This window comes from Sphingobacterium sp. PCS056, from assembly GCF_023273895.1.
Taxonomy (GTDB): domain Bacteria; phylum Bacteroidota; class Bacteroidia; order Sphingobacteriales; family Sphingobacteriaceae; genus Sphingobacterium.
This window is the reverse complement of sequence record NZ_CP096883.1, coordinates 4,710,775-4,725,105: the sequence shown is the minus strand read 5'-3', so window position 1 is coordinate 4,725,105 and position 14,331 is coordinate 4,710,775. Positions and strand designations below refer to the sequence as shown.

Annotated in this window: 13 protein-coding genes and 1 tRNA gene; 7 read left to right on the top strand and 7 right to left on the bottom strand. The window is 35.5% G+C overall.

Translation table 11 applies throughout. The features are described 5' to 3' along the window. Positions 1–135: 135 nt before the first annotated feature. Entirely contained in the window at positions 136–465 is a 330-nt protein-coding gene (locus tag MUB18_RS19815; RefSeq protein WP_248754337.1) for a hypothetical protein, read from the bottom strand. On the opposite strand from MUB18_RS19815, the gene MUB18_RS19810 reads away from it, so the two are divergent. The 4 genes from MUB18_RS19810 (at position 464) to MUB18_RS19790 (ending at position 5,365) form a co-directional block, all read left to right on the top strand. Further along, a complete protein-coding gene (locus tag MUB18_RS19810; protein WP_045754965.1) occupies positions 464–1,276 on the top strand; it encodes a hypothetical protein in 813 nt (270 codons plus the stop codon). The genes MUB18_RS19815 and MUB18_RS19810 overlap by 2 nt on opposite strands. A gap of 6 nt (positions 1,277–1,282) precedes the next feature. Further along, on the top strand, positions 1,283–2,053 hold the full coding sequence (locus tag MUB18_RS19805) for a methyltransferase domain-containing protein (protein ID WP_248754336.1): 771 nt from the start codon (positions 1,283–1,285) through the stop codon (positions 2,051–2,053). A 1-nt stretch (position 2,054) separates the two neighbouring features. Then, a complete protein-coding gene (locus tag MUB18_RS21885) occupies positions 2,055–4,205 on the top strand; it encodes a 7TM diverse intracellular signaling domain-containing protein (RefSeq protein ID WP_317233171.1) in 2,151 nt (716 codons plus the stop codon). Between the two features lie 74 nt (positions 4,206–4,279). Further along, positions 4,280–5,365 carry a sensor histidine kinase gene (locus MUB18_RS19790; RefSeq protein ID WP_045754962.1) on the top strand — a complete coding sequence of 362 codons (1,086 nt, stop codon included), beginning with the start codon at positions 4,280–4,282 and terminating at the stop codon, positions 5,363–5,365. A 26-nt stretch (positions 5,366–5,391) separates the two neighbouring features. On the opposite strand, the gene MUB18_RS19785 is transcribed toward MUB18_RS19790, so the two are convergent. Further along, entirely contained in the window at positions 5,392–5,862 is a 471-nt protein-coding gene (locus tag MUB18_RS19785) for a response regulator (RefSeq protein ID WP_248754335.1), read from the bottom strand. A 382-nt stretch (positions 5,863–6,244) separates the two neighbouring features. Here MUB18_RS19785 and MUB18_RS19780 point away from each other — a divergent pair, with 382 nt between their 5' ends. Next, positions 6,245–7,330, top strand: a complete 1,086-nt coding sequence (locus tag MUB18_RS19780) for a sensor histidine kinase (protein WP_248754334.1) — start codon at positions 6,245–6,247, stop codon at positions 7,328–7,330. Position 7,331: 1 nt separating this feature from the next. Next, the gene (locus MUB18_RS19775; protein WP_108157250.1) at positions 7,332–8,060 is read left to right on the top strand and encodes a LytR/AlgR family response regulator transcription factor; all 729 of its coding nucleotides are present in this window, start codon (positions 7,332–7,334) and stop codon (positions 8,058–8,060) included. 114 nt (positions 8,061–8,174) lie between these two features. Here MUB18_RS19775 and MUB18_RS19770 read toward each other — a convergent pair whose 3' ends face one another. The 5 genes from MUB18_RS19770 to MUB18_RS19750 form a co-directional block, all read right to left on the bottom strand. Beyond that, positions 8,175–8,963 carry a DUF4249 domain-containing protein gene (locus MUB18_RS19770; RefSeq protein ID WP_248754333.1) on the bottom strand — a complete coding sequence of 263 codons (789 nt, stop codon included), beginning with the start codon at positions 8,961–8,963 and terminating at the stop codon, positions 8,175–8,177. Positions 8,964–8,981: 18 nt separating this feature from the next. Further along, a complete protein-coding gene (locus tag MUB18_RS19765; RefSeq protein ID WP_248754332.1) occupies positions 8,982–11,309 on the bottom strand; it encodes a TonB-dependent receptor in 2,328 nt (775 codons plus the stop codon). A gap of 203 nt (positions 11,310–11,512) precedes the next feature. Then, a tRNA-Lys gene (locus MUB18_RS19760) sits at positions 11,513–11,585 on the bottom strand. Between the two features lie 89 nt (positions 11,586–11,674). Beyond that, on the bottom strand, positions 11,675–12,370 hold the full coding sequence (locus MUB18_RS19755) for an SMUG2 DNA glycosylase family protein (RefSeq protein WP_248754331.1): 696 nt from the start codon (positions 12,368–12,370) through the stop codon (positions 11,675–11,677). Positions 12,371–12,660: 290 nt separating this feature from the next. Further along, positions 12,661–13,737, bottom strand: coding sequence for an agmatinase family protein (locus MUB18_RS19750; protein WP_045756209.1), 1,077 nt, complete (start codon positions 13,735–13,737; stop codon positions 12,661–12,663). 148 nt (positions 13,738–13,885) lie between these two features. On the opposite strand from MUB18_RS19750, the gene MUB18_RS19745 reads away from it, so the two are divergent. Then, positions 13,886–14,320: an immunity 22 family protein gene (locus MUB18_RS19745; RefSeq protein ID WP_094773523.1), complete on the top strand. Its 435-nt coding sequence runs from the start codon at positions 13,886–13,888 to the stop codon at positions 14,318–14,320. Positions 14,321–14,331 lie beyond the last annotated feature (11 nt).

The following is a 14,331-nucleotide window of genomic DNA, read 5'->3' as shown; positions in this document are numbered from 1 at the left end:
GCTTATCGGGAATGCTATTTTTACGGATTATAATAGACTTTTCTTTCAAACATGCAGGTTTTTATTGTTGATTTTAATGAAACTATCGCTCAATAAAAAAGTGTTATGTAACACATAGTTATTTAAAATTAACTTTTAAGATTTTTTAATTGTATTTATAAAGATTTTAAGCTTAGTTTTACGCTGTTTATTGAATTGACTTAAACATGTGTTTTTTTGATATGATTGTTTGAAAAGAACAGAGTGACCTATACGCATGGTGTATCGTGTCAAATCCGTCGAGATATGTGCTTGGTCTTCATAGGTCTGAGGTACTTTTGCGGTATGTGCTTGAACCTTTTTATTATTTAGGTTTAGATTTTTAATACTAATGCGCCTATAAAATTGTAAAGTTTTTTTTATCGTTAACATCTTTTGATTATATTCATTATTTTTGAATCTTAATCGAATAATTAACTGTTCCATGGCACTAATATTTAAAGAGGGACGTCCTGTGGTCAGGTTAAGAGCGTTTCGTGCGATTGATGATCCTAAGACTTGTGAGCGTTTTATAGAGGGACATGCACATGTTTTAACAGCTATAGGTGTTAAAAAAGTGACATCATCTAAAAATGATTGGATGTATAACCCTGCAGCTTTCGTTTTAATTGTTGAGTCTCTCGATGGGGAAAATGTATATGGAGGCGCCAGAATACATGTTTCTGGAGGAACTCAACCTCTTCCTATCGAGGAGGCAACAGGCAGAATGGACGCTAAGATCTTTGATCTAGTTTGGGATTATGCACAAGAAGGTACAGGAGAGGGCTGCGGATTGTGGAATTCGCGTGAAATTGCGGGTTATGGAATCGGTAGTATTTTCTTAACAAGAGCAGCGATTGCCATTGCACCTCAAATCGGTATAAAATCATTATTTGCACTTTGTGCTCCCTATACGATTAATTTGACAAAATGTGTCGGTTATCGTTTGGAAAGTGGAGTGGGAAATAATGGGACATTCTATTACCCAAAACTTGACCTTTTGGCAACAACCATGATTTTAGATGATGTCAATAATCTAGATTTAGCATCTGAAGAAGATAGACAAGCAATTTTAGAATTGCGTAATAGAGGTAACGTCGTGAGAATCGAGGAATTGCGATCTAAAGAGATTGAGATCCATTATATGCTGCAGTTGGATAATATGGAACGATGGGATTTGAAAGAGGTGATCAAACAGATGTCTAAACAGAAAAATAATGATGAACTTTTTGATGAAAATAATCTGAATATACTTTAATATAACATGTACGAAAAACATTATAATATAGATTATTTAACCGAAACACTAAAATTACTTAGTGGTGTTAAAGAGAAATCTTACGCATTTTTTAAAGATACTCCTGAAGGTGGAACTATTGTTGATCTGGGTTGCGGATCTGGACAGGATGTGCTCAATATGAGCCATATGTTTCATGCCAATAAATTGGAGTTTTTGGGTATTGACCACGATCCTGAAATGATTGCGGCAGGTAATAACGCGATAAAAGACGAGGATAATGTTAAATTTTTGGTTTCGAATGTACTGGAAGTACCATTGCCTGATACAGCTGTCGATGGTGTACGGATGGAACGCTTAGTTCAGCATGTTTCCGATCCGATATCTTTGTTTCAAGAAACGCGACGTATCTTAAAAGATCAAGGAGTGATTGTGATTGTAGAATCTGATTGGAATAGTTTATCATTTTATAACGGAGATAGCAGCACGACCGATAAATTGAACCAATATCTGACAGGAAAAAAGGTAAATAATGGAAAGGCTGCCCAATCCTTATCTGCTTATTTGATGGAAAGCGGATTCTCAGAAATAGCCATCGAAGTGTTTCCATTTGTGTTAAAAAGATATGAAGATGCATGTAAATATCTTTGGATCGATAAAATGATCGATGAGATGTATGCGTTGGATTTGATAGGAGCTCATGAACGAGATCATTTTATTGAAGCCCAAAAACATGCCGATCAATCCGGTTATTTTTCTTGTTCTATGAATATTGTAGTCGTTTCGGCTGTTAAATAGTATGATGTTATTTAGACTGCTATTATTTTTATTAATAGTACCCATCCCTGCATTTAGCCAAATAAAACTGGCTGATCATATTGAGTATGTTACACCAGACTCTAATTTAGATATTTTAAAATTAGAAAGAGAGGTGCAGCCTCAGGAGATCAAAGCGCTTCTTCATGAATTTACACCCAGTAATGCTGCCAATCCAAATCTGGGGATTAGTAAGTTTAGTGTTTGGGTTTCATTTTCAATTCAAAATCTCAGTAAGCGCTCACATTATTTATTAGATGTTGCCTATCCACTACTTGATGATGTCGAGCTATATGATTTGGACGATACAGGCAACCTCCGATCGCTTGGTCATTTAGGAAGTTTCAAAGCTTTTAAGCATCGTACTTATCAAAGTACAAATTATATTTTTGATCTCCACTTACAGTCCTCGGAAACTAAACAGTATTTTTTAAGAGTAAAAAGTTCAGAACAGATTATTCTTCCTATTGCTGTGGGTAAACCCGATGTTGTTTGGGAAAGGTTATGGAAAGAGAATATTTTATTGGGGCTATTCTTGGGAGTGGTGCTCATCATGGCAATTTACAATTTTTTCTTATTCCTGTCCGTTAGGGATTCGGCATATCTATATTATGTGCTTTATATCTCTTTCTTGGGGCTTACACAATTAGGAATTGTGGGCTTCAACTTTCAATTTCTTTGGCCCAATAATCCGGAATGGGAATCGATCAGTGTTGTTCTTTTTGCATGCTTGAGTAGTATCGCTGTCTTGTTTTTTTCCAATCAGTTTTTAAACCTACGTACCAACGCACCGATCATTCGTAAGGTGTTGTTTGTGTTATTAGGTTTGTTTCTGCTGAGTATGCTGTTCATGATTTTTGGCTATCGTCAATTGGCATTTGAGTTGATGCAGATCACCACCTCATTGGAGACAGTTGCTCTATTTATCGCATCATTGTATGTATTAAAGAAGAATTATCTGCCAGCACGATATTTTTTTATTGCATGGTCTATCTTACTGATCGGAGCTTTAATATTTCTTTTGAAAGATTATGGAATATTGCCCTATAATTTGTTTACCAGCAATTCTTTTAGGCTAGCATCCATTATTGAGATGGCTCTACTTTCTTTTGCTTTAGCTTCTCGTATTAATATTTTGAAAAAAGAAAAGGAAATGTCTCAAGCTAAAGAATTGGCCACGTCACTTGAGAATGAACGTTTGATCCGGGAGCAAAATGTCGTATTAGAACAAAAGGTGGAAGAGCGAACAAGTGAATTGATGGAAGCAAATGAGTCCCTGCAAGCCACATTGACCCACTTGAAAGAAACGCAATCACAATTGGTAGAAGCAGAAAAAATGGCCTCTCTTGGTCAACTGACTGCAGGGGTAGCACATGAAATCAATAATCCAATCAATTTTGTAACTTCAAATGTGGCTCCTTTGAAACGGGATATTAGTATGATCTGGGATACATTGGAAGAGGTCGAGCACCTCGCTTTTAATGAAGAGCTCTCTTTGAATGAAAAGAAATCTCGTATCGAGGCATACAAAGAGGAAATAGATCTGGAGTACTTGAAAACGGAAGTTGACTTTTTACTTAAAGGCATGAGCGACGGTGCTAATCGGACTGCTGAAATCGTCAAAAGTCTCCGTATTTTTTCTCGAGTAGATGAGGATACTCTTAAATTTGCAGATATCAACGAAGGTCTAGAATCGACCATGGTCATTCTCAATAGCTTAATACAACAGGGCATCGAGGTAGAGAAAAATTACGGAGATTTACCAGCTATTGAATGTTATGCAGGTAAACTTAATCAGGTTTTTCTAAATATTTTAACTAATGCAATCTACGCTATTAATAAAAAGTTTGTAAATAAACCAGGGGGAACGTTAAAATTAGATACTGGAATAGATGAGGACGATTCTTTTATTTTTATCCGTATTCAGGATAACGGTATTGGAATTCCAGCAAATATTAGAGATAAAATCTTCGAACCATTTTTTACAACAAAAGATGTTGGGGAAGGAACAGGATTAGGCATGTCTATTGCTTACAATACAATTGCCAAGCATAATGGTAAAATTGTCGTTGATTCAGTTATAGGGGAAGGTACTAGCTTTAAATTAATTATTCCTATTCGACAAATTAATTAAGAAGGGGAATGTATTTATAGTAACAAATATTCTTACTTTTGTTAATGCGGTATGCATTGCTATATTATTAGATTATGATTAAAGACATAGAAATATTATATATTGATGATGAATTGAATAACTTATTTGGTTTTAAAGCCAATTTTAGATATAGCTATGTTGTGCACACCGCCTCCTCGACAATTCAAGCTGAAGAAATATTAATTAAAAATCCTAATATTAGGATTATATTCTGTGACCAACGTATGCCAAATGAAATGGGTATCGATTTCTTTTTCCGTATAAAAAAAGAATTTCCAAGACCTATTCGTATTCTACTAACGGCATATGCAGATATGGAAACCGTAATCGACGCGGTAAATAAGGGACACATTTTTCGATTCGTCCGCAAGCCTTGGTTGGAAGAGGAGATGATTTCTTGTATTGAAGAGGCCGATAAGTTTTATGCAGCCAACTCGATGTTGGATATTAAAAATGAAGAACTTGAAAAAGCCTATCATGAGCTAGATAAATTCGCGTATAGTGTAAGTCATGATCTTCGTGATCCACTTACAGGAGTTTTATCAGCTGTCAAACTTGCCTTGCAATTTGATGACATCGATCAAATTCATGAATTACTGAGGCTAATGGATGGTTCCCTGACTAGGCTTGATTTATATATTGATAGTTTACGCGACTATTATTTGTTGAGGCGTGGAGAATTATTTTTGTCTAGTATCGATTTTAAAGAGCTTTTCAAGGATATTGCTGCATTTTACAATATGTACGTTCGCAATAACGATGTGCAGTTTATAATAAATGTTGATCAAGCGGAAGATTTTAAGTGTGACAAGACTGTTTTAGAACTGATTTTGCATAATTTGCTTTCCAACGCATTTAAATATCAACGCAAGGATAATGAGGATAAATTTGTAAAGCTGTCCGTTAAAGTAGCTGATGGATACGCTACTTTTGTCGTGAGTGATTGCGGAATTGGAATCTCTCCAGAATATATCAATGATATTTTTAAATTGTTTTTCAGGGCAAGTGATCAAGCCGAAGGCATGGGATTTGGGCTTTATAATGTCAAGAGTGCCTTAATGAAACTACAAGGAACAGTTGATGTGAAATCTGATATTGGAGTTGGAACAACTTTTACGATAGTTGTTCCAAGTAAGTAGTTGATGTATAAAAGCTAATTAATTACTTAAGAAAGTAGTTTTTGACGCAGTAAAAATTCTAATTGTTCATTGGATAATTCCAGTTTTGAATACGTCTCCAGTAAATTCTTGCGTTCAGAATAGATATCATAGGCGCGATTAATGGTTTCGTCTAGTTCCTCTTCGCTCCATGGTTTGTTGAGATAATGAAAAATCTTTCCTTTGTTTACAGCATCTATTACTGCACCCATATCCGTATAGCCTGTTAATAAAATACGCATAGGCTCTGGATCGATGTTGATAATCTCTTCCAATAATTCAACGCCCGTCATTTCTGGCATCCGTTGATCGGTCACAATGACATCAATTTGATTTTTCTTGACAATATCAATGGCTTCAGAACCACTGATAGCAGTGAATATTTTATACTTGAAACGGAATGTCGCTTTAAAAGAAACGAGATTGTTTTCCTCGTCATCAACATATAATACAGTTATTTTGGGTTTTTTATTTTCCATGTTATTTGTTGTCATAAGTAAGAGATCTTAATAAAGTCGCCTTAACAATATATCAATGCTGTTATTATTGTAATAACAAAAGTTTAATACATTGGTTTGTATCCAAATATGCTTATTTATTTTTCAATGATAAATAGCTTTTTCTGTATTTAAACAAACAAGATGTACCTATAGATAGAATAGTTATTTTTATGTATTACAAAGTTAAAGAATTATTTGAATCTAATTTCAATCTTGAGAAGATTCATCAAAAATATTTTTGACCTCATGCAAGAGCGTAGCAGTGTGCATATCTCAATTAAATAAAGGGAGGCAAGGCCACCAGATCGTTTTCATCTTTATAGCGTATCTTTGCTACAAATGCTCTTGACCGACTCTTTATATGAAAAATGGACAAATAATCATAGGCTATGAAAATAGTCTTTTTATAGATTTTATAATCGATAGTAAATATCGTTGGATTCGACATATTCTATTGATAGCAGCCATCATAGGGATTCATTTTTTACCCAATAGTGCCCCCGCTGAGGTCGATAAGGACACGGAGATGTGGAATTTATGGGTCAAATTCATTTCAATCCTCATCCTTCTGGCGCTATTTTATATCAATCATTATATTTTAATTCCTTTTTTCATACTAAAAAGTCGATTCTTAGATTATGCCGGCAGCTTATTTGCCCTTTACACTTTCATATTTTTAAGTATGTTGGTACTAGAAAGTCAGGAATTGCAGTTTATTAAAAAACAGGATCAGTCTCTTTTAAACTGGAAGGACTTTATCGTTTTGATTATTCTATTTACTATTTTTATAGCCGCGGTAAGTAGTGTTAAGTTGTTTAAAATATGGATTGTTAATTTGATTCGGTTTAAAGAATTTGAAAATAATACATTAACCATTCAACTAGAACAGCTCAAAAGTCAGATTAATCCTCATTTTCTATTCAATACACTCAATAATATCAATTTTTTGATTGATGAAAACCCCAAATTAGCATCAAAAGTTCTAGTGAAACTGAGTGATATTCTTCGAAATCAATTGTATTTATCAAAAGGGGATACGATCGAACTTGGGAAAGAAATAGTGGTATTGAGAAATATTCTCTTTCTGGAAGATATCCGTAGGGATAAATTTATAGTGGATTTTAAGGTTGATAGCGATTTGGAAAAGATGCATGTATCACCATTTCTTTTTATACCTTTTATTGAAAATGTGGTCAAGCATGGTGCACATCAAACTATGGAGGGAGGTTTACATGTACAGATCCAGTTATCCATAAATAATCAGCATATTTGTTTTACATGTATCAATTCGCAAAAAAAGAAACTGCATCAAACAGCGTATGGGGGTTTAGGATTGAGTAATATTCGTAAACGACTAGAAATCCTTTATCCTCAGACATATGATTTACAGATAGATGATGGTGGAGATATATTTAAAGTTTTTTTAAGTATTCCAATAAAAGATTGATATGACTAAAGACAAGTTAACGATTAAATATATTGTCATTGAGGACGAACCCTTGGCTAGGAGGGGGCTGGTCAAATTATTAAAAGATTATGAGTGCTTGGAGTGTATGGGTATGTATAGTAATACAGAAGATGCCCGTATGATCATGGAAGGGCAACAGTTAGATTTGGTTTTTTTAGATATTCATTTGCCGGAGGAGACTGGATTGGAGTTTGCAAAGCTTGTCCCAGCTTCTATCCAGATTATCTTTACGACAGCCTATCCCAATTATGCTTTAGAAAGTTACGAATTGAATGCTTTAGATTATCTTTTAAAGCCTATTGCTGAAGACCGTTTGAAAAAAGCTGTGGATAAAGTAATTAACCATTTTCAAAAAAACATATCAGAGCAGGAAATAGTAACGCAGACTGATCACATTTTTGTAAAAGCTGATCGCAAACTGTTTCGACTGGAATTAAATGAAATTCAATACATAGAGGCGATGAAAGATTATGTGATGATTCATACAAAGAATAAAAAATTAATGGTAGCGATGAATATCAAGACCATTTGTAATCAACTGCCCGGTTCGGATTTTGTCCGTGTCAACAAGTCATTTGTCGTCAATTTGAATAATATTGAAAGTGTGGATAATCATTGGGTGACTGTGGCTGGATTTGAGATGCCCCTAGGAGCTAGCTTTAAAGAGAATTTGTTAAAGCGTATTGAAAAGCACACTATTAATCGGTAATATGGGAACAGAGGAGGATGTTAAATGCCTAGAGGTATAACGGATGCTGACTCTGAGCTATAAAAACAAAGGAGATCTCCACTATGAAATCTCCTTTGTTTTATTAGAAATGGGTCAATCCACCCTTATGCTTTTGCTTGAATGGGTTTGTGCACTAAAATAACCAAATACATATGGGCTAATATTTGTTGGGGGATTGCTAGGGGTTATGCCTGCACCAGCAGATTGTTGCATGAGACTATACCAATACTGATAGACGTTTCTATCCATCCCGATCATCTCGACACGAATTTTATCTCCAGAAACAATATCGACATCTTCCTTGGGTCTTAAAGTTATGCTAACTTGATTTCCATTGTTAAAATCGTCATTTACAGCATAGATATCATTGATTTGCTTCTCATTGACAAAAAGGACAAATCGATACTGATTAATTTGATCTTTTGGATCCTGGTAGAATACTTTTATATTCCGTGTATCTTTTTCTCCGAATTTGGGCTTTTCTGCAGCAATCGAATCTAGTGTTACCACTTGAGGCATCTGCGATATCGCCGTATATTTATTTTCATTAACCTGAACTTCAAAACTGTAGGTTTTGCCGGGTATTCCTGTAAATGATTTTGCAATATAGGTGCCTGCGCTCGTCTCGCTAAATACAAATTCATTTTTTTCATCATCCCGGACAATAACAGTCGCACCTGACACTGCTGGATAGTTGTTGCGATCTGAAAATGCGATATTTTTACTGAGCTTGATTTCCTGTTGTTCATCAGTATTGTTAATGGTACCTTCAATGACAAGCTTGCCTATATCATCGTCAACTTGAATATCAATGACTTTTTCACAAGAAGTCGCTAAAATAAAAAGCATCAGGATAAGCGAATATGGAATATATGTTTTCATGTTTGTTCTGATTTAAGATTAAAATTTAAAATTCCAGGTAACAGAAGGAATGGGCACTCCAAAAATACTGGTTTGAACAGCCTCCGTTGCATGAGGCACATTTTTGCTATCTTTGAATGTAATGCGATATGGATCTTTTTGTGCATATACGTTGTAGACGCCAAATGTCCAGCTCGATTGGAAGTATTTACCAGGCTTGCCTTCATACGTAGCTGCTATATCTAGACGGTGTGTGGGAGGTTGGCGATATGCATTTCTTTCTGAATAAGAATAGATAGTGTGACCACCGACATGATATTTACCTGTCGGATAGGTTACGGCTTTACCAGTTCCATAAACAAAATTGCTGGAGAATGTCCATTGGTCATTATATTTGTAGATAGCCACTAAGGATAGGTCATGTGTCCTGTCATGGGTGGCAGGGTAATATCTGCCATCGTTGATTTCCTTAAATTTACGTTCCGTCTTGGACAAGGTATACCCAACCCATCCATTAAACTTTCCATATTTTTTCTTCAGAAATATTTCGGTACCATAAGCTCTACCAAAGCCATATAGTAATTGGGATTCTACATCTTGATTGACGAGCAATTGTGCGGCATCTTTATAGTCGATTTGATTTTGTAGATTTTTATAATAAAATTCTGCTGAAAATTCATAGGTGTTGTCCTTGAAATTTCTAAAATATCCCGCAGAAACCTGATCTGCAATTTGTGGTTTGATATTTTTACTGCTCATGACATACAGATCTGTAGGACTTGAACTCGTCGAATTTGTTAATAAGTGGATGTTTTGTGTGTTTCTATTGTATGATGCTTTGATGGACTGCTGCTCATTGAGCATATAGCTTACACTGAAGCGGGGTTCTAAGTTGAGGTAATTCTGTACGACTTCGCCTGAATGGTACTTTTTGGAAACCGTGATATTACCTGCAGCATCATAGCTGTTGAAAGTGCCCGGTCCGACAAGCAACATCGAGCTTAAACGTAAGCCATATAACATACTGAGTTTATCGTTTAATTTCCATTCATCGCTTATATATGCCGCTATTTCATAACCATAGCGATGTTCTACATGTTTGTCGTTGAAGCTCGAACTTGCAGTTGTAGTAATATCTCCAGGAGCAATATCATGCCGTGTTGCTTGTAAACCAAATTTTAAGTTATGGTTGTATGCCGCATAATATTGAAAATCTTGCTTGAGATTGAGGTCTGTAATTTTTGAAGTCGCTTTAAATCCATCATTGCGATCTAGTCCTTCAATGACATAGTTATAATTACTGTAGATGAAAGACGTATTTGAGAATAGCTTGTTGTTGAATACATGGTTAAATCTTACTGTACCTGTTGCATTGCCCCAGTTGGTCCCAAAGATATCCTGCAGTCCCAGTACATCTTTACCAAAATAACCGGAAAGATAGATCGCATTTTTATCGTTGAATCTGTAATTGGCTTTTGCGTTGATGTCATAAAAGTAGAGTGTACTTTTGTTGATGGTTGTATCTGATGAGGCTTTGAGAAATAGATCTGCATACGTGCGGCGTGCAGATATCATAAATGATCCTTTATCTTTTACAATCGGTCCTTCAACTTTGATCCGAGAAGCAATCATTCCTATGCCACCTTGGACCGTTATTTTTTTATTATTTCCTTCATTCATTTTTATATCTAGGACCGAAGACAGTCGACCTCCATATTCGGCAGGCATGCCACCTTTGTAAATACTGACATCTTTAATGGCATCTGAATTAAAGGTGGAAAAGAATCCTAATAGGTGAGAGGCATTGTATACAGTCGCTTCATCCAATAAAATTAAATTTTGATCCGAACCACCTCCACGAACGTAAAAGCCGGTATTGCCTTCTCCAGAAGTTTTTATTCCGGGCATGAGCGTGATACTTTTTAAGATATCTTGTTCACCCAATACCACAGGCAACTGATTAATCTGGCTCATATTGAGTTTTTCAATTCCCATCTGTGGAGATGAAATGTTTTTATTGTTTTTTCTGTTGACAGAAACGACTACTTCATCTAATGTAGATTGCGATTGCAGTGCAATGGGTAACACCATATCGCTATCTAAGGATACGGTATCTGTAAAGGTTTTATAACCTACATAAGAGCCGACGAGTAGGTATCGTCCTGATGTAGCTGAAACAGAATAAAAGCCATAAGAATTGCTTAAACTGCTTGATTGAGGTAATTCTTGTAGTCGGACCGTAGCACCAATCAGTGTTTCGCCGCTTGAGACATCTGTGATTGTCCCCGATATCGTATATCTCTTTTGAGCAATGGATAGATGCGAAAGCGATATAAGAAGGAATAAAAAAGATATTGATTTTAACATTTTTCGAATTTTCTACGAAAGTAGCCCTTTCGTGCAGTCCCATATTTTTTATTATAGGAATGCTGGTAGATATTATAGGAACCTATGATTTTAGGCTGTTTTGTTAGCGTTTGAAATGATAAATGAGATTTGTTTTTCTCTTCTTTCGAATCCCAAATATCTTTAAACAAAAAAAGCTAATCTTGCGATTAGCTTTTTCTTTGTGATCCCGCTGGGATTCGAACCCAGGACCCATACATTAAAAGTGTATTGCTCTACCAGCTGAGCTACGGAATCCTTTCTTTTTGGAATGTATTCCTTTTTTGAAAGTGATGCAAAGATAGAATTTCTATGCACATACTCCAAATAATTTTTGAACTAAACTTTTAAGTGCCTAATACACCGATATATTTATTTATATAGCGGTCACGATCTCGGGATTTATACTGTTGTATATAACGCGGATGCTCTAGAATTGTCAATTTTTCAAACAACTGCTCTTCTTTGTTTATTTTTTCAATAAATGTTGCATTTTTTTTCCCTAATACAAATGCTTCACTGGTATCTAGACCTAAGTTTATATGTTTTTTCAGCGAGGTTATCATAAAGGGTTTAACCAGTTCAAATAGATTTTTATCGTCGTAATAATTGGCGTTGATCCATTTGTTCTCTTTTGTTCTTCTGACAATGGCTAGGGGAAAAGGTGAATTGATATAATATTGTTTGTAAAAAGCTTGTGCGCCTCCAAATTCTGCGATCATATCGTAAAGGAAAACAGATGAAATTTCATGTGTGTGTGCCGATCTCATTGGAATACCACAAATGTGTTCCAAACGTTTGGTGTCCGTAAATGGTACTCCAGTGACACCAGCACCATGACGACTCGGATTAATGCCAATGATAAATTTACGACTCGATGTGTCGTTGTAATAGTTATGGTAGAATTGTTGCATAACGACCAAAGTTTCCGGATTTCCTAAATAAGGATTTAATACTTGAAAATCAGGGGGAAGATCACCTTGATACTGTAATTGTTTATTGAAGTCAATAATTTTTTCTGCTAAAGTTTTAGTGGTAACCATACAATGACGTCGCTAATTTTTTAATTTACAAATTTATTTTGTTCTATCGTTAAAGGATATTCAATTCAGTCCATGATAATCTTCTCGATCCCTATCTTAAGAGCAGTACACTTAAGCCTAGATGGCTTAAACATAGAGGATATCATATGATGTTGTATTAAAACAACAAAGCCGATCGAAAGATTGGCTTTGTTTGTCATTTTACCTGCTGTGTTATGTATCAGGATTTTAATATTTTACCCATATGGGGGTAGGGGCAATCTGATTTTGATATCTAGTCTTTAATGCTGTTATAAAACAATTTTAGTTCCTGTAGCCAATTTATTGTTTTTTGCAAATACACCACATAAATGGAATAACAATCGGGCACCTACATTACCATCCCAATCATCTTCTCCTGGTGCAACTTCAACCAAATCAATACCAACGATATTTTTATCGCTATTGGCCAATTTGCTCAACAAATAAGTTGCTTGCTCATAGGATAATCCGCCCGGTACAGGAGTTCCTGTATTTGGACAGTACCAGCGTTGTAAAGCATCGATGTCAAAGCTGACCGCTACATGTTGAGGTAGCTGCGCTAAGATTTCATCACACTGATCTTTCCATGTCTTTCCTTCAAAACTGTTCGCTTTTAAATCGGTATCGGTATATACTTTAACTTTATTCGAACTTTTTACAGCTTCCAATTCACCTTCACTGAAATCACGAATACCAACTTGAACGATTTTTTCGATCTGAGGAAGCTGAATAGCATTGAACATAATAGAAGCATGGGAGTATGTGAAACCTTCGTATGCATCGCGTAAATCCATATGCGCATCAAAATGTAATATGCCAAATGAATCGTGGTTTGCAGCTAAAGCCTGATAATATCCTAATGGGGTCGAATGATCACCACCTAAAAGAATCACCTTCTTTCCTTTATTCATCCAATATAAAGCACGTTCTTTTACTTCGTCATTGAATTGCTGTGAGGCTTTGTTAATCTCTTCTAAGTTATTTTTTAATTCGGGGATGCTATCGATATCCTCACCATTTTCTAAAGCCTCTATAATCGGTTGGGCTAGATTTTTATATTTTTCACTGTTTTCTAACCAGTGCTCAGGAGCCTCGTCCATGAAAATTCCTAATTTCCATAAATCCGGAAATTCTTGATGCAATAAATCTACTTGAAAAGAAGCATTTAAAATAGCATCAGGACCATTACTAGCGCCACTACCGTAGCTGACGGTCACTTCCCAAGGTGCCGGTATGACGATAATATCACTTTCTTCTGCTGTAAAAGGAAGTCCATATATGCTTGAATCTGGTAAGCCAGGTTGTGATGGATCGAAATTTTCAATTTTTGTTTGCTTTGTCGACATGTTATGAATCACTAGTTGAACTGCAAATATAAAAAACTTAACTGCGTTAAAAAAAGATATGTTGACCGAGTATGTTGGCAGTAAATGAAAAAGAAAGGTTCAGTAATTTAGGGTATCTTTGCGGTCTACTAAAAGTATAAGAAATAAAATGGCAGAACAACGTATCCATATCTGGGCAGGAACATCAACTAAAACAGAAGATCAATTTTACAAATATTTTGATCAAAGCAAGTTTATTAAAGATTATCATCGATTTAAAACGGATGAAACTTATGCTAGAAATGCTCCTGACTTTAACCTGAGATCCCAGTTCAGTAAAGCAATTGACAAGCAGTACGATTACGATGTCGATTGGATCACCGTTTACTACAGTCGCAAAAAAATGAGCGTTCAGGCAGCTATTGAAGAACTACCGATATGGAATGACCAAACAGAAGTGGAGATTTATCAAGCATGCGTGGATAAAGGAATATCAACGGTAAATGCGATATTATGTTATGCCGATGCAGAACTTATCATAGACAAACCGCTCGGTAATTATAACGATATGATCTATATTGGAAGTTTCAACGTACCTGCATAATACATACCATA